This is a genomic window from Pseudacidovorax sp. DMC4, assembly GCF_056314265.1.
Genome location: NZ_JBQUYR010000011.1, coordinates 175,648 through 194,992 on the forward strand (window position 1 = coordinate 175,648; position 19,345 = coordinate 194,992).

The 19,345-nt window shown below is 70.8% G+C and carries 18 protein-coding genes; 3 read left to right on the forward strand and 15 right to left on the reverse strand.

What is annotated here, in order from left to right; all coding sequences use genetic code 11:
- The first annotated feature begins 45 nt into the window (after positions 1 to 45).
- Positions 46 to 1,005 carry a helix-turn-helix domain-containing protein gene (locus ACT54X_RS20620; RefSeq protein ID WP_476348271.1) on the forward strand — a complete coding sequence of 320 codons (960 nt, stop codon included), beginning with the start codon at positions 46 to 48 and terminating at the stop codon, positions 1,003 to 1,005.
- 31 nt (positions 1,006 to 1,036) lie between these two features.
- On the opposite strand, the gene ACT54X_RS20625 is transcribed toward ACT54X_RS20620, so the two are convergent.
- From ACT54X_RS20625 to ACT54X_RS20635, 3 genes are all read right to left on the reverse strand, one after another.
- Positions 1,037 to 2,341 carry an MFS transporter gene (locus ACT54X_RS20625; RefSeq protein ID WP_476348273.1) on the reverse strand — a complete coding sequence of 435 codons (1,305 nt, stop codon included), beginning with the start codon at positions 2,339 to 2,341 and terminating at the stop codon, positions 1,037 to 1,039.
- Positions 2,342 to 2,412: 71 nt separating this feature from the next.
- The gene (locus tag ACT54X_RS20630) at positions 2,413 to 3,438 is read right to left on the reverse strand and encodes a Rieske 2Fe-2S domain-containing protein (protein WP_476348275.1); all 1,026 of its coding nucleotides are present in this window, start codon (positions 3,436 to 3,438) and stop codon (positions 2,413 to 2,415) included.
- A gap of 83 nt (positions 3,439 to 3,521) precedes the next feature.
- On the reverse strand, positions 3,522 to 4,646 hold the full coding sequence (locus ACT54X_RS20635; RefSeq protein WP_476348277.1) for an FAD-dependent monooxygenase: 1,125 nt from the start codon (positions 4,644 to 4,646) through the stop codon (positions 3,522 to 3,524).
- A gap of 389 nt (positions 4,647 to 5,035) precedes the next feature.
- Here ACT54X_RS20635 and ACT54X_RS20640 point away from each other — a divergent pair, with 389 nt between their 5' ends.
- Positions 5,036 to 5,344, forward strand: a complete 309-nt coding sequence (locus ACT54X_RS20640; protein ID WP_294375396.1) for a subunit of meta cleavage enzyme — start codon at positions 5,036 to 5,038, stop codon at positions 5,342 to 5,344.
- Positions 5,337 to 6,164 (forward strand): DODA-type extradiol aromatic ring-opening family dioxygenase, encoded by an 828-nt coding sequence (locus tag ACT54X_RS20645; protein ID WP_294375393.1) that lies wholly within the window; start codon positions 5,337 to 5,339, stop codon positions 6,162 to 6,164. The genes ACT54X_RS20640 and ACT54X_RS20645 overlap by 8 nt, the downstream gene beginning before the upstream one ends.
- A 51-nt stretch (positions 6,165 to 6,215) precedes the next feature.
- Here the strand turns inward: ACT54X_RS20645 and ACT54X_RS20650 are convergent, their stop codons facing one another.
- Genes ACT54X_RS20650 through ACT54X_RS20705 form a run of 12 tightly spaced genes read right to left on the reverse strand, consistent with a single transcriptional unit; the run spans position 6,216 to position 19,321 of the window.
- The gene (locus tag ACT54X_RS20650) at positions 6,216 to 7,133 is read right to left on the reverse strand and encodes an isocitrate lyase/PEP mutase family protein (RefSeq protein ID WP_294375391.1); all 918 of its coding nucleotides are present in this window, start codon (positions 7,131 to 7,133) and stop codon (positions 6,216 to 6,218) included.
- A complete protein-coding gene (locus ACT54X_RS20655; RefSeq protein WP_476348280.1) occupies positions 7,130 to 8,563 on the reverse strand; it encodes an FAD-dependent oxidoreductase in 1,434 nt (477 codons plus the stop codon). The genes ACT54X_RS20650 and ACT54X_RS20655 overlap by 4 nt, the downstream gene beginning before the upstream one ends.
- Positions 8,560 to 9,150, reverse strand: a complete 591-nt coding sequence (locus tag ACT54X_RS20660; RefSeq protein ID WP_476348282.1) for a cysteine hydrolase family protein — start codon at positions 9,148 to 9,150, stop codon at positions 8,560 to 8,562. Before ACT54X_RS20660 ends, ACT54X_RS20655 begins: the two co-directional genes overlap by 4 nt.
- Complete coding sequence (locus tag ACT54X_RS20665; protein ID WP_476348284.1) at positions 9,147 to 11,192, reverse strand: hydantoinase/oxoprolinase family protein; 2,046 nt, start codon at positions 11,190 to 11,192, stop codon at positions 9,147 to 9,149. Before ACT54X_RS20665 ends, ACT54X_RS20660 begins: the two co-directional genes overlap by 4 nt.
- Positions 11,189 to 12,883: a hydantoinase B/oxoprolinase family protein gene (locus ACT54X_RS20670; RefSeq protein ID WP_476348286.1), complete on the reverse strand. Its 1,695-nt coding sequence runs from the start codon at positions 12,881 to 12,883 to the stop codon at positions 11,189 to 11,191. Before ACT54X_RS20670 ends, ACT54X_RS20665 begins: the two co-directional genes overlap by 4 nt.
- Entirely contained in the window at positions 12,876 to 13,409 is a 534-nt protein-coding gene (locus ACT54X_RS20675; RefSeq protein ID WP_476348288.1) for a LeuD/DmdB family oxidoreductase small subunit, read from the reverse strand. The genes ACT54X_RS20670 and ACT54X_RS20675 overlap by 8 nt, the downstream gene beginning before the upstream one ends.
- A complete protein-coding gene (locus tag ACT54X_RS20680) occupies positions 13,406 to 14,725 on the reverse strand; it encodes a 3-isopropylmalate dehydratase large subunit (protein ID WP_476348290.1) in 1,320 nt (439 codons plus the stop codon). Before ACT54X_RS20680 ends, ACT54X_RS20675 begins: the two co-directional genes overlap by 4 nt.
- 1 nt (position 14,726) lies before the next feature.
- Entirely contained in the window at positions 14,727 to 15,491 is a 765-nt protein-coding gene (locus tag ACT54X_RS20685) for an ABC transporter ATP-binding protein (RefSeq protein ID WP_476348292.1), read from the reverse strand.
- The gene (locus ACT54X_RS20690) at positions 15,488 to 16,258 is read right to left on the reverse strand and encodes an ABC transporter ATP-binding protein (protein ID WP_354319526.1); all 771 of its coding nucleotides are present in this window, start codon (positions 16,256 to 16,258) and stop codon (positions 15,488 to 15,490) included. Before ACT54X_RS20690 ends, ACT54X_RS20685 begins: the two co-directional genes overlap by 4 nt.
- The gene (locus tag ACT54X_RS20695; protein WP_354319527.1) at positions 16,251 to 17,213 is read right to left on the reverse strand and encodes a branched-chain amino acid ABC transporter permease; all 963 of its coding nucleotides are present in this window, start codon (positions 17,211 to 17,213) and stop codon (positions 16,251 to 16,253) included. The genes ACT54X_RS20690 and ACT54X_RS20695 overlap by 8 nt, the downstream gene beginning before the upstream one ends.
- On the reverse strand, positions 17,210 to 18,082 hold the full coding sequence (locus tag ACT54X_RS20700; protein WP_354319528.1) for a branched-chain amino acid ABC transporter permease: 873 nt from the start codon (positions 18,080 to 18,082) through the stop codon (positions 17,210 to 17,212). The genes ACT54X_RS20695 and ACT54X_RS20700 overlap by 4 nt, the downstream gene beginning before the upstream one ends.
- 24 nt (positions 18,083 to 18,106) lie before the next feature.
- Positions 18,107 to 19,321 (reverse strand): ABC transporter substrate-binding protein, encoded by a 1,215-nt coding sequence (locus tag ACT54X_RS20705; RefSeq protein ID WP_294375362.1) that lies wholly within the window; start codon positions 19,319 to 19,321, stop codon positions 18,107 to 18,109.
- Positions 19,322 to 19,345 lie beyond the last annotated feature (24 nt).

Genomic DNA, 19,345 nt, shown 5'->3' on the forward strand with positions numbered 1-19,345 from the left:
CGCCCCACACCATGCACCGCTGCCTATGACTGCCTGCGTTCTGCCATGAGCCCCTACCAGAAGATCCTGATCGAGGGCCACCCTGGACCTCTGCAGTTTTCCGACGCGATGCACCGGCTGTTCGCGGTGGATCTCGCAGTGGAGCAACCCGACAGAGCGCAATTCAGCAGCCAGATCACGGCCTATTGCGGCCGCAAGCTGCGATTCGCCGCGCTGCGCTTCTCACCCCACCTGACGCGCTCTCAGCAGTTCAGGCGACCCACGCGCTGGCTGGTGACCCTGCAGCGGGAGGGCACGGCGCATGTGTCGCAGGATGGCCGCTCCTCGACGGTGTCGGCGGGAGACCTGTTTCTCGTGGACCCCTCCCGGCCTTTTTCGATCCGGACCGACCACATCTTCACGCACTCGATCTACCTCGAGCCCGACGCGCTGCGCCGGGTGCTGCCCGAGGCCGACACGATGACGGCCACCGCCGTGCCCTGCCGCGAGGGCGCCGCCGGACTGTTCGCCAACTTCGTCGACCAGCTCTTCGCCTGTGCGGCCAGCCTGGACGAGCACCAGGCAGACCAGTTGGCCCACGCGTTGCCGCACACGCTGAGCGCCGCGCTGGCCACCACCGCCCGCCAGATCGACAGCGCGCCGTCGCGCATCCGGGCGATCCACCGGCAGCGGGTCATGGACTTTCTGCGCGACAACCTGCGCAACAGCGCCCTGGACGCGGGGACCATCGCTGAATCGGTCGGCCTGTCGACGCGCTACGTGTATGAGCTCTTCGAGGACAGTGGCGAGCCCCTGATGAAGCGGGTGTGGTCGCATCGGCTGGAGCTTTGCCGTGCCGACCTGGCGTCGCCCGCCCTGCGGGCGCGGTCCATCGGCGAGATCGCCTACTACTGGGGCTTCAACGACGTGGCCCATTTCAGCCGGGCCTTCAAGCTGCGCCACGGCGTGTCGCCGCGCGAATTCCGGCGGCAGGCGCACGCCGCGGCCGCCCTGCCGGCCGCCTGACCGCTGGACCGCCCGCCGGGCGGCGCACCCATCATTTCGGCGCGCCGACCGGCTGGCCGAACACGTTGATGCGGTAGGGCCGCAGACGGTGCACGATCAGCATGGAGGCCGCCAGTGCCGCCGCAAAGGCCAGCATGCCGGGCCGGTAGCTGCCCCAGCGCTGCAGGCTCAACGAAAGAAAGCCGGCGCCCAGCGCCGCACCGCACTGGAACACCGCGAAGATCGCACCGAAAGCCCGGCCGAACACCACCAGGCCGAAGTAGCGGCGCAGGACATAGGCCAGGATGTCGAACTCGGCGCCCATGATGAAGCCGATCAGCACCACGGCCACCACCAGCACAGCACCACTGGCCTGGACGGAGAGGATCAACGACGCCACCAGGGCGCCGGCCACGAAGACGTTGAGCAGGCGGCTGGCGAACATCCGGTCGAGCAGCGCGCCAGTCACCAGGCGGGCCACCAGCGACGACAGGCCATACACCGACATCAGGCCGACCGCAGCCTTCGACGTGAGCCCCGCTTCGATCAGCAGTGGCACCAGGTTCGCGACCATGCCCGTGCCGGTGAAGCCGATCAGGAAGAAGCTGCCCACCAGCAGACGGAAGTCGTGGTCGCGCCAGAGCTCGCGCATCGCCGATGCGCTGCGCCCCCCCGGCTGGGAAAGGACGGCCGCACGCTGCGAAGCACGCTCATGGAATCCGAGGTAGAGCACAGGGAAGGTCGTCACCACGCAGGCGGCCAGGGCCATGAAGGCGGACCGCCAGCCCCAGCCCTCGATCACATAGGCCGCGATGGGCGAGACCAGCACGGCGCCCACCGGAATGCCGGCATTGGCGATGCCGATGGCCAGGCCCATGCGGCGGTCGAACCAGCCGCTGACCACCTTCAGGTACGCCGCCGGCCACAGGCCGACGGCCGCCAGCGCCATCAGGCCCCAGGCGAGATGAAAGATCAGCAGGTCAGCGGGCAGGGACGACATGGCGAGCAGCGAGGCCGCAAAGGCCACCACGGAGCCCAGCACGACGCGACGCGCGCCATAGCGGTCGATCAGATACCCCTGCAGCGGCGCGATCGCCACGATCGACAGCGCGATCACGCTGACGGCCGACGACACCTGGCCCAGCGTCCAGCCGAAGCCGCGCGCCACCGGCCCCGCAAGCACGCCGAAGCCGGTCACCAGGATGGCGCTGGGACCGAATATCAGCCCGTACATGGCTGCGACGGCGACCATCCAACTCTTGCGGCTTTCGTTGGAGGACGTCGCCGGGACGGCGAATCCGGAGGCGGCGCCACCCGGAAGGGGGGCGTCCTGCGTGAGGACGGATGCGGCTTTCATAGGTCTCCTTTTTGGTGCCGCCCACGATGGCGGCCTTGTCAGCGTTTGCGGTCGCCGCGGAACGCGGCCTGTCATGCACGACGTTCTGCGGATTCCCTGTCACGCTGGATCCGAGCGTCGAGCAGCCGCCGGGCCCGCACCGCGGCGGCGTCGGTCGCCATCAGCACCGGCCGCAGCGACCAGAAATCGGCATCGCCCATGCGGCTCTGCTGGGCTTCGAGCATCGGCATGTCCTCGGTGGCGAAGGGCTGCAGCAGGCCCTCGACATGGGCCTCGGCGCGGGCCTGTCCATCGTCGCCATCGGCACGGCTGAACGCGGAGGCGAACCAGTAGTGCGTGGTGGTGCGCGTCTCGGGCGTGAAGATGTGCGGTATGGCGATGGTCCGACCACGGTCGCGTCCTTCCCCGGCCGCCGACATGCTCACCAGCAACAGCAGGCTGGAAGCCGCGTCCCATCGCACATCCAGCCAGCGATCGGCCGGCGCACCCGGGACCAGGCCAAAGTTGCGGGCCAGGAAGGGCGAAGGAATCTCGGCGCGAATCTCGCGGCGGCACCACACCGTCTCGCCGTCGAGCACCACCTCGGTCCGGGCCTGGGACACGGCGGCCGTCCCCAGTGTGGACGGGTGCAGGTACTGGATGTGGCTCAGGTCCAGGATGTTGTCGGTTTCCAGGACGTAGTTGGCCTTGACGTGCAGGTAGCGCCGCGCCAACCAGGCCGTCGCCGGGTCGGCCCGGCCGTAGTCGGGGATGCTGTCGGCGTCGGCCGCGTCCGGATCGCCGAACCAGGCCCAGACGATGCCGTGGCACTCGACCAGGGGATAGCGGCGAACCTGCGCGTTGCGCGGGATGGTGCCGGTGCCGTGGGGGTTGTGCACGCACCGGCCCTCGCTGTCGAACTCCAGGCCGTGGTACTTGCACTGGATGGTGCCGGCCGCGGTGCAGTTGCCCAGATGCAATGGCGCGAAGCGATGGGGGCAGCGGTCGTGCAGCGCGTGTGCCCTTCCCTGCTCGTCGCGGAACAGGACCAGGTCCTGGTCGAGCAGCTTGCGATGACGCAGCTCGCCAACGGTGAGCTCGTCGCTCCAGGCGGCCATGTACCAGACCGAGGTGGCGTAATTCGACGCTGCCTCCTTCGTGGGTCCGCCTCCGAAGAGGCCTGGACGGTGCTCTGCGGCACTCATATTTCCTCGGCCAGGCTGGCCAGGCTGCGCGCCAGGATGGCGGTCTGCTCTTGCGCAGGCGCGCCCGCCCGCTCCTTGTCGCCAATCGCAAAGGAGCTGTCGACGACCAGCTGGCAGCGGGCATAGCGCCGCGCCATGAACTGCGTCAGGGCGGCCCGGACGTCCTGCGTTGCCGCGAGTTCCTCGGCCAGCACCAACGCATCCTCGATGGCCAGGCCCGCACCGGAAGCCAGCTGCGGCGTGGTGGGATGCGCGGCGTCGCCGATGAGCTGCACACAGCCCCGCGACCAGGGGCTGGGCAGGCGGAAGGCTTCCAAGGGGCGGACGATGATGGGCGAGCGATCCGACAGGTTCTCGCGGATGTCTCGCAGCGGGCCGCCATAGGTGGCCAGCAGCCGCGCCAATGTGGGGGCGAGGTCGGCGTCGGCGACGTTCTGACGGTCCTCGCGGGCCTCCAGCAGGAACATGTACATGGCGTCAGCCGAGACCGGCGTCAGGCCCACCTTGTGCGGACCGCCCAGGAAGAAGTGCCGCTGGTCCAGCCCGGGGGGCCGGGGCGCGACGGTGCGCCACACGTACTGGCCCATGTACCGCGGCGGCTCGGCCTGCGGAAACAGCAGCTGGCGCACCCGCGAGAACAGCCCATCGGCCCCGACCACGAGGTCGAAGCGCTCGACGCTTCCATCGCTGCAGCGCACGAGGGCCCCGCCGTCCTCATCGGCCACGTCGCTGACGGTGCAGCCCAGTACGACCTCGGCACCCGACGCCCGGACCTGCTCGGACAGCAGGCGGTGCAACACGGGGCGCATGATCCCGCCGCATCCGGCCACGCCCGCCTCGGGGGCAATCGGCGTGGCCACCTCGTCCATCGGCACGCCGGCCACGTTGCAGACGCGGATGCCGTGGCCCACGTAGGCCTGCGCGGCAACCTGTTCGTAGATGCCCAGCTGCTTCATGGCCCGCAGGGTCGGCCCGGTGATGGTGATGCCGGCGCCGTACACACGCCACCCGGGGTCCAGGTCGATCAGCTTCACGCTGACGCCGATGCGTCCGAGCATGATGGCCGAGGCCATGCCGGCGATGCCGCCCCCGACGATGAGCGCCCTTCGTTGCAGTCCCATCTGCTTGTCTCCTGTTGCGATGGCAGCGATTGGAAGGAGGCCCAGGGCCTTGCGTCAACGACGCGGTGAACCAAGCCCCGTCGTGGTCAAGAAGAAGTACAGGCCCAGGCAAATCGGGACCGGGAGACCGGCTCGGGTCCACGGCGCGGCCTTGCGCGGCAGGCCGGGCATCCGCACACCCGGTCAAGATCGGGCGCAGCCGCAGGCAAGCTTGCGCCGGGGCCCACTCCTACCATGCCTGCATCCCCCCGAGGCAGGCCAGCAAGGGCAGGCCCGGGGCCACCACGCAGACGAGACGACTCGATGGACATGACCCACCTCGCAGCGCCGGGCGACGCCGGCCGCCCGCAGCGCCGCTCCACGCCTGCCGACACGCCGGAGTGCCCGTGATGGCCGTACGCAACTGGCAGCTCAGCATGCCCACGCCCGAAAGCTACTGGATCAACCGGGTGCTGTTCGATGTCCACCACAAGGAAGGCCATCTGCAGCAATATCTGGAAGACCCCCTCCGATACATGGACCCGATCGACCTCCCGCCCCTGCGCAAGGCGCAGATCCGCGACAACGCCATCGGCGCGCTCTACCTGGCCGGGGCCAACCCCTACCTGCTGCGCGCCCACGCGCTGGGCGTGCACATGCCGGAGCAGGACTTCCTGCAGTCGCTGCGTGCGGTGCGCGAGGAGGCGTCCCATGGCTGAGTTCGTCGGCGCCTTCGCTGCCAGCCATACCCCTGTGATGCTGAACCTGCCCGGGGCCGTCGACGACGCCACACGGCAGCGGGTGTACGACGCGTTCAAGGCGCTCGGCGAGGCCATCGCCGCCGTCCGACCGGATGTGCTGGTGCTGGTCTCCGACGACCACCTGCACAACTTCTTCCTGGACAACTTTCCCTCGTTCTGCATCGGTGCCGGAAGCCGCTGGCCCGCACCTGCCGAGCATTGGCTGAAGGCACCCCGGCTGGCGTTGCAAGGCGATGCCGCCTTCGGGGCGCATTTGCTGGGCGAGGCCCTGGAGCACGACTTCGATCCCTCGTTCTCCATGCAACTCACGCTGGACCACGGCGTGCTGACCCCGCTGCTGCTTGCCGGGCTCGAACAGCAGGTCCGCCTGGTGCCGCTGCTGATCAACTGCGTGCAGCCACCGCTGCCGACCATGCGGCGCAGCCTCCAGTGGGGCCGCATGCTGCGGTCGGCCATCGACTCCTATCCGGCCGACGTGCGGGTGGCGGTGCTGGCGACAGGGGGCATCAGTCATGACGTGGCCACGCCGCGCATGGGCATGGTCAACGAAGCCTTCGACCGCGAGTTGCTCAGCTTGCTGGAGGGCGACGACACCGCCGCCCTGCTGCGCTTTGCCACCGACCATGTGAACGAGGCCGGCAATGGCGCCGAGGAAATCCGCAACTGGCTGGTGGCCCATGGCGCCGCCGGCGGACGCGGCTGTCGGACGCACTTCTACGAAGCCGTGCCGACCTGGTACACGGGCATCGCCGTGGCCTCCTGGGCGGCGCAGGCCTGAGCGCCGAGGCATCGGCGTCGGGCGGGCCGAGCGGCGCGCCCGCGCCGCGCCTCATCCCTCGTACTGCCGACCCCGCGCGAGCAAGTCGGGCGTGCCGATCACGGCATTGAGCCCATCGAAGTCCAGCATCGACGAACGCCAGGGCTCGGTGGTCTGGTGCGCCCGCAGGCTGGTGAAGTAGCCCTGCATCGCATGGGCCAGGGCCCGCACCGTGCCGCCGGGAAAGATGACGATGCGAAAGCCCAGGCGGCCGAGCGCGTCCGCGGGTGTGATCGGCGTCTTGCCGCCTTCGACCATGTTGGCCAGCAGCGGCACGCGGCCGGCGAATTGTTGTGCGGCCTTGGCCAGTTGTTCCGGCGTGCGCAGGGCCTCGATGAAGAGCGCATCGACACCGCAGGCCAGGTAGGCCTCGGCCCGTTCCATGGCGGCGTCCCAGCCCTCCACGGCCAGGGCATCGGTGCGCGCGAGGATCAGCGTGTCGGCGCTGCGGCGCGCGTCCAGCGCCGCGCGCAGCTTGCCCTGCATCTCGGCGACGGGCACCACGGTCTTGCCGTCCAGGTGGCCGCATCGCTTGGGAAAGCCCTGGTCCTCCAGCTGGATCATGGCGGCGCCGGCGCGCTCCAGGCCGGCCACGGTGCGCTGCGTGTTCAGCGCATTGCCGAAGCCGGTGTCGGCATCCACGATCACCGGCGTGCGCACCCGCTCGGTGATGTGGGCCAGCGTGTCGCAGACCTCGGTGAAGGTGGTGAGGCCGATGTCGGAGCGGCCCAGCTTGGTGTAGGCGACGGAGGCACCCGACAGGTACAGCGCCTCGAAGCCGGCCTGCTCGGCCAGCAGGGCGCTGAAGGCGTCGTAGACGCCCGGGCACAGCAGGGGCTCGGGGCGCGCCAGGCGCGCGGCAAGCCCGGCGCCTGCAGGGACGGAAGCGCTGCGCCCAGGGCGCGACGAAGAAGAAGCTGTCTCGTTCATGTCGAAGTGGATGTGCGCAGGAAGGCCGCCATGTCATGGGCCGCGATGTAGCCGCCCGCCACCGCGCTGAGCAGGCCGTTGCCGGAGAGGTAGCCGCTGACATGGTTGCCGGAGACGCCACGCGCCGCGCCGCCCGCCGCCCAGAGGTTGGGCAGCGGTTGCCCCTGGCCATCGAGCACGCGGGTCCGCGCATCGATGTCGAGCCCGCCCTGCGTATGGAACAGGGCGCCGGTCACCTTCACGGCGTAGAAGGGTGCGTCGAGGCGGCGCGGCAGCCGGCGGCCGAAGGCATCGGGCTCGCCCGGCGTCCAGGCAGACAGCGTCTCGCCGAGCGTGGCCGGATCGCAGCCGATGAGCCCCGCCAGCGCTTCGAGCGAATCGGCCCGCCGGACGGCACCGGCGCGCTCGGCGTCGACGAAGTCGGGAAAGCCCTGCGCCAGCACATGCACCGGCGTGTCGAACACATTCCAGGCGATGCCGCCGGGCTGCGCGACCACATGCAGCGCGGCTTCGGAGTAGCCCTGCGACTCGTCGTGGAAGCGACGGCCTTCGCGGTTGATCTGCACCCCGCCCTCGACCATCAGGGCCCAGGTCATGAGCACGCCATGCGGCACCGCCCAGGAGCCGTGACCCTGGTAGGCCCGCATGTCCGCGAGGTGCGCGCCCAGCGCCTCGCCCCAGTGCAGCGCGGTGCCGTCGTTGCCGGTGTGGCCGCCGAAGGTGGCCTCGGCCATCTCGGGGATGTAGCGGCGCACCAGCGCAGGCGCCCCACCGTAGCCATTGCAGGCCAGCAGCAGCGCGCGGCAGCCGACGGCCTCCACGCTGCCGTCGGGCCGACGCGCGCGCACGCCGAGCACGCGGCGCGCCGCGTCGACCACCAGCTCGGTCGCCTGCGCCTCGCAGAGGATGGGCACCGCCGCCGCCTCGACCGCGGCCTCCAGCGCCTGCTCCAGCGCGACGCCGGTGCGGGCGGCCAGCGTGTGCATGCGATGGCGGCTGTGGCCCGGATAGAGAAAGCCCGTCAGCACTTCCCACTGCAGGCCATGGCGCGATTCGAGATGGTCCAGCGCCGGGGCGATGGCCTGCGTGTAGGCCGCCACCAGGGCCGACGCCGCCGTGCCGTGGGCCTTGGCCTGGATGTCTTCGGCGAAGCGCTCGGCACTGTCCTGCACGCCCAGCGCCTGCTGCGTGCGTGTACCCGCCGCCGGAATGAAGCCGGAGGACAGGCTGGTCGAGCCGCTGGGCTGTGCATCGCGCTCCAGCACCACCGCCTCGACGCCCAGATCGGCGAGCAGCAGTGCGGCCACGAGGCCGCAGGCGCCCGCGCCCACGATCAGCACATCGGTCTGCACCGGCGCCTCGAAGCCCGGCTCGACCACCACCCGGGCCGCCGTGCCCGTCCCGTCCGTGGCGGCTGGAGGGCCGCTCATGCCAGCACCCGCACGCCGAATTCGGCGCAGTCCACCATGTGGGCGACGGTGGCCATGTCGGCCAGCGCCGTGGCATGGGTTTCGGGCTTGAAGGCGGCACAGCCGTCGGCCACCACCCAGGTGTCGTAGTCGCGCATGTGCGCATCGCGCACGGTGCTGGCCACGCCGCCGTTGGTGACGATGCCGCACACCGCCACCCGCTCGATGCCGTTCTTGCGCAGCAGCCAGTCGAGCTGGGTGTTGAAGAAGGCGGAGTACGCCACCTTGTGCACCGTGGCGTCGATGACCGGCTGCAGCAGATCCACATTGGCCTGGCCCCAGCTGCCGGGCGCGAAGTCGCCCTGCCGCAGGAAAGGTCGCAGCGTCAGCAGGTGCGGCGAGATCATGGGCGCGCCACCCACGCCAGGCCAGAGCGTGAACTGGCTGGCCACCACCAGGCCGCCGGCCGCGCGCACCGCCTGCGCCAGCGGCAGCACGCGCTCGGGCAGGGCCTGCGCGGCGGGGTTGGCACAGCCGCCGCGGGCATAGGCGCCGTGGGCGTCGAGGAAGTCGTTCTGCAGGTCGATGATGACCAGGGCGGTTTTCATGGCTGGCGAAGGATGAGGTTGCCCAGGGCGTCGACCACGGCCTCGAAGCCGGGTTCGAGCCACACGGTGGTGTCGGCCTGTTCGAGGATGGCCGGGCCGGCGATGCGCGCGCCCACCGGCAGGTCCAGCCGCGCGTAGCGGCGTGCCTGCACCCAGTCGCCGCCGAAGAACACCAGCTGCTCGCCCAGCGGCTCGGTGCGGCCCTCGCCGCGCGGTGCCAGCACCGACAGGTCGAACTTGGGCCGCACGCCGATGAGGGCATAGCGCAGGTTCATGACCCGCAGGCCGATGCCGTCGAGCACGCGGCCGAACTCGGCGCGGTAGGCAGCCTCGAAGGCGGCGCGGGCGGCGTCGGCATCGAGCGCATCGGCGCGCACCGGCACAGCCACGGTGTGCGTCTGGCCCTGGTAGAGCATGTCCAGCACCAGCTCCTCGCGCACCGACTCGAAGGCCACGCCGGCACTGTCCAGCCGGGCGCGGCAGCGCGACTCGAAGCCGGCGCGCAGTTCGCGCAGCGCGGCGAAGTCGATGGCGGCCAGGTCCTGGTTGAGGGTCTGCACCGCGTCGTGGCGCATGTCGGCCATCACGCAGCCCAGGGCCGAGGTGACGCCCGGGTAGCGCGGCACGATGCCGGTGACCACGCCCACCTCGCGCATCATGGCGCACACATGCAGGCCGCCGCCGCCGCCGAAGGGCATGTAGGCGAAGCGCCGCGGGTCATGGCCACGCTCGATGGAGACCAGCCGCATCGCGCCGGCCATCTTGGCATTGGCCACCGTGAGGATGGCCTCGGCCGCGGCCAGCACATCCAGGCCCAGCGGCTCGGCCACATGGCGGCGGATGGCCTCGCGGGCCTTCTCCACGTCCAGCGCGCCCAGCAGCCCGCCGCCCAGCGGACGCTGCGCCGCGATGCGGCCCAGCAGCACGTTGGCGTCGGTCACGGTGGGCCGCTCGTTGCCGCGGCCATAGCAGGCCGGGCCGGGCACGCTGCCGGCGGACTCGGGGCCGACCTGCAGCATGCCGCCCGCATCCACGCTGGCGATGGAGCCGCCGCCGGCACCGATGGTCTCGATCTGGATCATGGGCGAGCGCACCACCAGGCCGAAGTCGATGCTGGTCTGCGAGGCCAGTGCGGCCTGGCCGCCGGCGATGAGCGACACGTCGAAGGAGGTGCCGCCGATGTCGCCGGTGATCACGTCCGGATGGCCGGCGGCCGTGGCGATGGCCGCGCAGGCGATGACGCCCGCGGCCGGGCCGGAGAGCGCCGTGCGCACCGGCAGTTCGCCCGCGGTGCGGCGCGACATCACCCCGCCGTTGCTCTGCACGATCAGCAGCTCGCCGCCGAAGCCGCGCGAGCGCAGGTCGCCGTCCAGCCGCTCCAGGTAGCGGCCCACCACGGGCTGCAGCGCGGCATTGAGGCTGGCGGTGGAGGCGCGCTCGAACTCGCGGATCTCGGGCAGCACCTCGGCCGCGGCCGTCACATGGTCGTTGGGCCAGAGCGCGCGCACCGCCGCTGCGGCGGCCTGCTCGTTGCTGGGGTTGGCATAGGTGTTGATGAAGAACACGCACACCGCCTCGCAGCCCTGCTCCAGCAGCTGGCGGGCGGCGCTGCGCACCTGGTCCAGGTCCACCGGCGTGTGCACGCTGCCGTCGGCCAGCACGCGCTCGTCCACCTCCAGGCGCAGGGCGCGCTCGATCACCGGCTCGAAGCCGCCGCGCAGGCCCCAGGTCTGGGGCCGGTCGCGCCGGCGCATCTCCAGCACGTCGCGAAAGCCCCGCGTGGTGATCAGGCCGGTGCGGGCCACCTTGCGCTCCAGCAGCGCGTTGGTGCCCACGGTGGTGCCGTGGATGATGGTGGCCAGGCTCTGCGCGCCGCGGTCGTCCACGCGCGCGATGCCGTTCATGAAGCCCACCGATTCCTCGCCGCGGGTGGAGGGCACCTTGACGATCTCGGCGGTGCCGGCGGCCTCGTCGAGCACAAAGAGGTCGGTGAAGGTGCCGCCGACGTCCACGCCGACGACACGGGTGCGCGCGTCGCTCATTGCTGTTCTCCTGGGTGGGCCGCGTCGGCCGCGTCGGCCAGGTAGCCGCGGCGGGCATCCACCGCGCGTTCGTCCGCGCTGCGCGCCGCGGGCGGGCCCCAGCCTCCGCCGCCGGGGGTTTCTAGCCGCACGCGGTCGCCGCGCTCCAGGGTGATGCCCAGCATCTTCGACACCATGGGCGGCGTGTGCCACGCGCCCTGCGAATGCCAGCTGAAGCGGTTGGCCTGCGCATCGCCGCCGCCGGCAATGCCCTTGGGCGCCGACTTGCCGCGCTCGCCGAAGACGAAGGCCTGGGCCTGGCGCTCCAGCAGTTCGATCTCGTAGACGGCACCCAGGCCGCCGCGGTGCGTGCCGTCGCCGCCCGAGCCCGGGCGCAGTGCCCATTCGGTGAAGCGCACGGGATAGGCGGCCTCCAGGATCTCCAGCGGCGGGATGGTGGCGGTGGAGATCGGCGCATTGCCGTGGTTGAGGCCGTCGCCGCCCGCATGGGCGCCGTGGCCGCCGCCGAAGAAGCTGAACATCACCCAGCGCTGGCCGCTGCGCGCGCCCTCGCTGCGGTGGCCGGCGATGGACAGCGCATTGATGGTGCCGTAGGCCTGGGCCACGGCGCGGCGCGGATCGGCCTGGGCCGCGGCGCTGAAGATGACGTCGATCATGCGCAGGATGGTCTCGGTGTAGCCGCCCACCGGCCGTGGCCTCTGCGCCGTGATGACCAGCCCCTCGGGCATGACGAACTCCACCGCATCGAGCACGCCGGCATTGGCCGGCACCTCGGGGAACAGGTGCTTGAGCGCCACGTAGCAGGCCGCCACCGCGGTGGCGCGCGAGATGTTGACGGGGCCCTGGCACTGCGGCGAGCTGCGCGAGAAGTCCAGCACCAGTCGCTCGCCCTCCACCGTCATGTCCAGCGCGATGGTGAGGGGTTCGTCGACCACGCCGTCGTTGTCGAGCACGTCCGAGAAGCGATAGACGCCGTCGGGCAGCGAGGCGATCTGCGCGCGCATCAGCCGGCGGGCGCGCTCGCGCAGCGCCTGCAGGGCCTGCAGCACCACGGCATCGCCGTAGGCGTCGAGCAGCTCGGCCAAGCGGCGCGCGCCCAGCTCCAGCGCGGCCAGCTGGCCGTTGAGGTCGCCCCACAGGCTGTCGGGCAGCCGGGTGTTGGCCCGCAGGATGGCCAGCACGTCGGGGTTGATCTGGCCGCCCTGCACGATGCGCACCGGCGGGATCTGCACGGCCTCCTGCCAGCATTCGGTGGCCGCGGGGTTGTAGTTGCCCGGCACCGCGCCGCCCACGTCGTGCCAGTGCGCGGCCGAGGCCAGGAAGCACAGCAGCCGGCCGTCGCGGAACACCGGACGCACCAGCTTGAAGTCGTTGGCATGAGTGCCGCCCTCGTAGGGGTCGTTGAACAGCCAGACCTCGCCCTCGCGCATGCCGCCCAGGGCCTCGGCCGCGCGCTTGGCGGCGCGCACCGCGAAGGCCATGGCGCCCACGAACACCGGCAGGCCCGATTTGCCCTGCACCAGCGTGTCGCCACTCTGGGCGTCGTACAGGCCGTGGCAGGCGTCGTGCGCCTCGGCAATGATGGGATTGAACGCGCTGCGGTAGAGCGTCGCGTCCATCTCGTCGGCGATCTGCTCGAGTCGCCCCTTGAGCACCGCCAGCGTGACGGGATCGAGTGTGGCTTCAGACATGGGATTCCTTGGAGAAGCGTTGCTTGAGTTCGTTGAGCAGGCCGCCCGCGCGCACCCGCGCCATCAGAAAGGCGGGCACGGGGTCGCAGGCGAGCACGCAGCCGTCGGCGGCCCGCACCTGGGGCCGGTCGGGGTCGTCCACGGCCAGGCCGATGCGCTCGCCTTCCTGCAGCGCGTCCACGTCGGCGCAGGTCAGCAGCAGCAGGCCGACGTTGAAAGCATTGCGGAAGTACAGGCCGCTGTAGCTGGGCGCGATGACGGCGCGCACGCCCAGCGCCACGAGCACGGACGCGGCCTGCTCGCGCGAGGAGCCGATCCCGAAGCCCGGCCCGGCCACCACCACGTCGCCGGGACGCACCTGGGCGGCGAACTCGGGCCGCATCGATTCGAGGCAATGGCGCGCGATGACGTCCATGCCGAACTTCATGGCATGGCCGGGGGCCAGGGCGTCGGTGTCGACGTTGGCGCCCAGGCGCCACACGCGGTGGCCCTGCGCCGCGCCGTCCGTCGGTAGAGATGTGCTCATGGCTTTGCGCTCGGCGATGAAGAAGCGATGGCGGAAGAGCGCCCATCCGCCAGCAGCTCGCGCGGATCGGTGATGCGCCCGCGCAGCGCCGAGGCCGCCACGGTGTAGGGCGAGGCGAGGAACACCTCGGCCTGCGCCGAGCCCATGCGGCCCTTGAAGTTGCGCGCCGTGCTGGAGATGACCCGCGTCGCGCCCTGGATGGCCTGGCCGTAACCGGCGCAGGCGCCGCAGGCGCTGGGCAACAGCTCGGCGCCCGCATCGCGCAGCACCTGGGCCACGCCCGTGGCCTCGGCCCGCTGCCAGTCGTGCACGCTGGCCGGCGCCACCAGCAGCCGCATGCCGGGGGCGATGCGGCGGCCGGCCAGCACGCGGGCGGCGGCCTGCAGGTCCTCCAGCTTGGCACCGGTGCAGGCGCCGATGTAGGCCAGCTGCACCGGCTCGTCGGCCACGGCATCGACCGTGCGGCCGTTCTGCGGGCTGTGGGGCAGCGCCACCATGGGCACAAGCTCGCTCGCGTCGAAGTCGTGGTCGATGCAGGCGGCGCCCTCGTCGGTCTGCCAGCGGGCGAGTTCCTCGTCGCTCACCGTCACGCCCACCTCGCGCAGCCAGGCGGCGGTGGTGGCATCGGGCGCCACCAGGCCGGCCTGCGCGCCCAGCTCAGCGCTCAGGTTGGACAGCGTCATGCGCTCGGCCATCGAGAGGCCGCGCACCGTGTCGCCCGCGAACTCCACCGCCTGATAGTCGCCGCCGTTCATGCCCAGGCGGCCGATCATGTGCAGCATCATGTCCTTGGCGCACACGCCATCGGCCAGCCGGCCCTGCCAGCGCATGCGCAGGGTGCGCGGCACCTTGACCCAGATCTCGCCGGTCACCACCACGCCCAGCATCTCGGTGCTGCCGATGCCGAACATGTAGCTGCCGAAGGCGCCGCCGGTGGGCGAGTGCGAATCGCCGCCGACGCAGAACAGGCCCGGGCGCAGGTGACCCTTCTGCGGCAGCACCACATGGCAGATGCCCTGGCTGTCGTGCACATGGGGCAGGCCCTGCTCGGCCGCCCAGTCGCGCGCGATGCGCACGATGCGCCGCGCGTCGTCGTCGGCCTCGGGCACGAAGTGGTCCATCACCAGCACCACGCGGGACGGGTCCCAGATGCGCGCGCCCAGCTCCTCCAGCATGGGCTTGAGCCGGCGCGGGCCGGAGGAGTCGTGGAACATGGCCAGGTCCACGCGGCAGTTGACGATCTCGCCTTCGCGCACCGCGGGCACGCCGGCGGCGTGCGCGATGAGCTTCTGCGCCAGGGTCTGGGGGGTGCTCATGTCATACCCCCAGGTAGGCGCGGCGCAGGGCGTCGGAGTTCAGGAGTTCCTCCGGACGACCCGAGAAGCGCATGCTGCCGTTCTCGATCACGTAGGCGCGGTCGGCCATCTCCAGCGCCTGGCCCACGTTCTGCTCGACCAGCAGGATGGCCAGGCCCTCGCCGCGCAGGCGGCCGATGAGGGCGAACATCTCCTCCACCAGCAGCGGCGACAGGCCGAGCGAGGGCTCGTCCAGGATCAGCAGCTCGGGCTCGGCCATCAGGCCGCGGCCGATGGCCAGCATCTGCTGCTCGCCACCGCTCATGGTGCCGGCCAGCTGGGCGGTGCGCTCCTTGAGCCGCGGGAAGATGCCGAACACCTTCTCCAGGTTCTGCGCGCGGCGGGCCCGGGCGCGGGTGAAGGAGCCCAGCTCCAGGTTCTCCATCACGCTCAGGTTGGGGAAGATCTTGCGGCCCTCGGGCACCTGGATCAGGCCCGCCCGCACCACCTCGCGGTAATGCGCGCCGCCCAGCTCCACGCCGTTGAAGCGCACCGAGCCCGACCAGGGTTTCACCAGGCCGCACAGCGTGTGGTTGAAGGTGGTCTTGCCGGCGCCGTTGCTGCCCAGCAGGGCCACCATCTCGCCGCGCGCGACCTGCAGGTCCACGCCGCGCAGCACCTCGATGCGGCCGTAGCCGCCGCGCAGGCCGCGCACGTCGAGCAGGGTCTCCGCGGCGGTCGTGCTCGCGTCGCGCACGACCTGCGTATCGATCGCTTGTGCACTCATGCCTGCACCTCCGCCTGCGCCGTCATGCCCCGCTGCAGCCGGGCGGCCGTGCCGTGGCCCAGGTAGGCCTCGACCACCTTGGGGTCGCGCGTGACGGCCTGCGGCGGGCCCTCGGCGATCAGCTCGCCCTGGGCCAGCACCCACACATGCTCGGCCAGGTTCATCACGGCCTGCATCACATGCTCGATCATGAGGACGGTGACGCCCTCCTCGCGGATGGCGCGCACCACGGGCAGCATCTCGGCGATCTCCTGCGGATTGAGGCCGGCCAGCACCTCGTCGAGCAGCAGCAGGCGCGGCCGGGTGGCCAGGGCCCGCGCCAGCTCCAGCCGCTTGCGGCCGGCCACGGTGAGGTCGGAGGCCGGCTTGTCCAGCTGCGGCCCCAGGCCGACGCGTTCGGCCACGGCCGTGGCGCTGGCCAGGGCCTCGCGCCGGCTGGCATGGTGCAGGTGGGCGCCCACCGCGATGTTCTCGCGCACGGTCTGCGCCGCGAAGGGCTGCACGATCTGGAAGGTGCGGCCCATGCCCATGCGGGCATTGAGGTGCGGCGCCTGGCCGGTGATGTCGCGCCCGCCCAGACGCACTCGGCCGGTGTCCGGGCGCTGGAAGCCCGACATCAGCGAGAACAGCGTGGTCTTGCCGGCACCGTTGGGGCCGATCAGCGCGGTGAGCGAGCCCGCCGGCACCGCCAGCGACACCTCGCGCACGGCGCGCAGGCCACCGAAGGTCTTGGACACGCCTTCGACTTCGAGCAGGTACTCAGCCACCGCGGCCTCCCTTCCAGAGCCGGCGCACGTTCTGCCCGACGCCGGCGATGCCGCGCGGCAGGAACATCACGATCAGCACCAGCACGCAGCCATAGATGACCATGTTGATGCCCGGCAGCTCGCCGAACAGGTTGCGCGTCAGGTCGGCCAGCACATGCAGCGCGAAGGCACCCAGCAGCGGACCCCACACGGTGCCCATGCCGCCCACGATGGCCGCCACCAGCGCCTCGACCGACGCAGAGGAGCCGAAGGCGATGCCCGGGTCGATGTACTGGAACACCTGCACATAGAAGGCGCCGGCCAGGCCCATGAAGCCGCCCGACAGCACGATGGCGCCGAGCTTGACGCGCAGCGGATCGACGCCGGCCGCGCGGGCCGCGTCCTCGTTGTCGCGCACGGCCTGCAGGTAGGCGCCGAAGCGCGAGTGGCGCAGCCAGGCACTGACCAGCAGGGCCGCCACCACCAGGGCCAGGATCACGTACAGGTAGCCGGCCCGGGAGCCGAACTGCAGGTTGGCCACCGACTCGCGCAGCGGCACCATCAGGCCGACCCCTGCCCCGGTGAAGGGCAGCGACAGCGCGAGGATGCGGCACACCTCCGCGAAGGCCAGCGTGACCAGCGCGAAGTACGAGCCCTTGAGGCCGTAGCGGAAGCTCAGCGCCCCCACGATCAAGCCGACCAGCGCCGCGACGCCAGCGGCCGCCACCAGCGCCACCCAGGGGTTGAGGCCCCACTGCAACTGCGCGATGGCCTGCACATAGGCGCCGAAGCCGAAGAACAGCGCATGCCCGAAGGAGAACTGCCCGCCGAAGCCACCCAGGATGTTCCAGGCCTGCGCCAACAGCCCCGCATAGAGCGCCATCATGACGAAGTTGAGCCAGACCCCCGAGGTGGTGACGAGCGGGATGGCGCCCACCACGAGGGCGAACACCACGATGAAGAGAACCGATTTCATGCCTTGCTTCCGAAGAGGCCCTGGGGACGGAACAGCAGCACCGCGATGAAGATGAGGAAGATGCCGATCTGCCCCAGCGACTCGCCCAGAAAGAGGCCGCCCAGCGACTCGACCACGCCGATCAGCAGCCCGCCTACCAGTGCTCCGGTGAAGCTGCCCATGCCGCCCAGCACCACGATGGTGAAGGCCACCAGCACGAAGCCGCCGCCCACCTGCGGGTTGACGTAGTAGGCCGGCAGCAGGAAGCAGGCGGCCGCGCCCAGGCAGGCCAGGCCGATGCCGAAGCTCATGGCGTAGACATGGTCGACGTCGATGCCCATGAGGCGCGCGCCCTGCTTCTCCTTGGCCACGGCGCGGATCGCGCGGCCCAGGTCGGTGGCCTTGACGATCCACAGCAGCACGGCCGCCCCGGCCAGCGCACCGCCGAAGGCGATGAGCTTGGGCAGCGCGATGAAGGCCGGGCCGATCTGCAGCGTCGTCAGCGTGTAGGGCGTGTCGATGGTGCGCGTGTCGGAGCGGAAGAACAGCAGCGCCAGGTTCTCCATCACGATCGACAGGCCCAGCGTGACCAGCAGGATGTTCTCGTCCTTGCCGTGGCTGGCGCGGTTGATGATGCCGCGCTGCAGCACGTAGCCCAGCGCGAACATGCCCGCCACCACCAGCGGCAGCGCCAGGTAGGGGTCGATGCCGAACTGCGCGCGCAGCCAGTAGACGGCATAGAGCGCCAGCATCAGCGAGGCGCCGTGCGCGAAGTTGATGATGTGCAGCACGCCGTAGATCAGCGTGAGCCCCAGGGCGATGAGGGCGTAGACCGCCCCGGTGGTGAGTCCGTTCAGCACGGACGGCACCACGATCGACAGATCGAACATGGAAAAGGAGCCTGGTGGTGCCGTTCAGGCCTTGAGCGGGAACAGGGGCTCGGCCTCGCGGTATTCGCGCGGGATGATGACCTTGATGTCCTTGTCGATGACCTGCGTCATCAGCGGGCGGCCGCCCTGGTTCTGGCCATTGACGAACTTGGTCGGGCCGTAGGGCATGAAGTGGTCGGAGAAGGTGCTCTTCTCCAGCGCGTCGATCAGCGCCGCGCGCTCGCTGGACTTGGCCCGCTCCAGCGCATCGGCCAGCAGCATCATGCTGGTGTAGGTCATGAACAGCTCATAGCTGAAGTACAGCTTCTGGGCCTCGGCCCGCTTCTTCAGCGCCTGGGCGCGCGCGTCCTTGGGGTTGAACCAGTGGTTGCAGTCGATGATGCCGTGCGAGGCATCGGGGAACTCCTGCACGAACTTGTAGCTCGACGCCGCGCCGCCCAGCACCGAGTAGATGGCCTTGGGCACCACGCGCTGCTGCTGCATGGTGCGCACCAGCAGTGCGTATTCGTTGTAGTAGTTGGCCGGGATCACGATGTCCGGGTTGACGGACTTGATGCGCAGCACGATGTTGTTGAAGTCGCGCGTGGGGTTGGCGTGCTTGATGACTTCCTTCACCTCGAAGCCATAGCCCGGCAGTTCGCGCGACAGCAGGTTGGCCGTGCCGGTGCCGAAGAGCGACTCCTCGTGGATGATCATCACGGTCTTGGCCGGCTTGCCCGCCACGCTGTTGAGCACGTGCAGGTTGGACATGGCCAGATCGGTCACGGCCTTGTAGCCGGGGCCGAAGCGGAAGGTGTTCTTCAGGCCGCGCTCGACGATCTGGTCGGCCACGCCCACGTCCACGATGTGCGGCAGGTTGTACTTGGCGGCGGCCTGCGTGGTGGCCAGGCAGATGGCCGAGGCGAAGGCGCCGACCACGGCGGACACGCCGGCCTCGTTCATCTTCTCGACCTCGGCCGCGCCGGCCTGCGGCTGCGACTGGGCATCGCCCAGCAGGGCTTCGAGGCGCGCACCGCCGAGCGACTTGATGCCACCGGCCTTGTTGATGTCCTCGATGGCCATGAGCGCGCCAGCCCGGCACTGCTGGCCCGAATAGGCGAGCGCCCCGGTGACCGGGTGCAGCACGCCGACCTTGATGCTGCGCGGCTGGGCACCGCCGATGGTCGGCAAGGCGAGCGCGGACGCGGCGGCGGCCGACTGGGCGATGAACTGGCGACGGTTGCGGGTGGGCTGGGTCACGGCGAACTCCTTCGTGGGTCGATG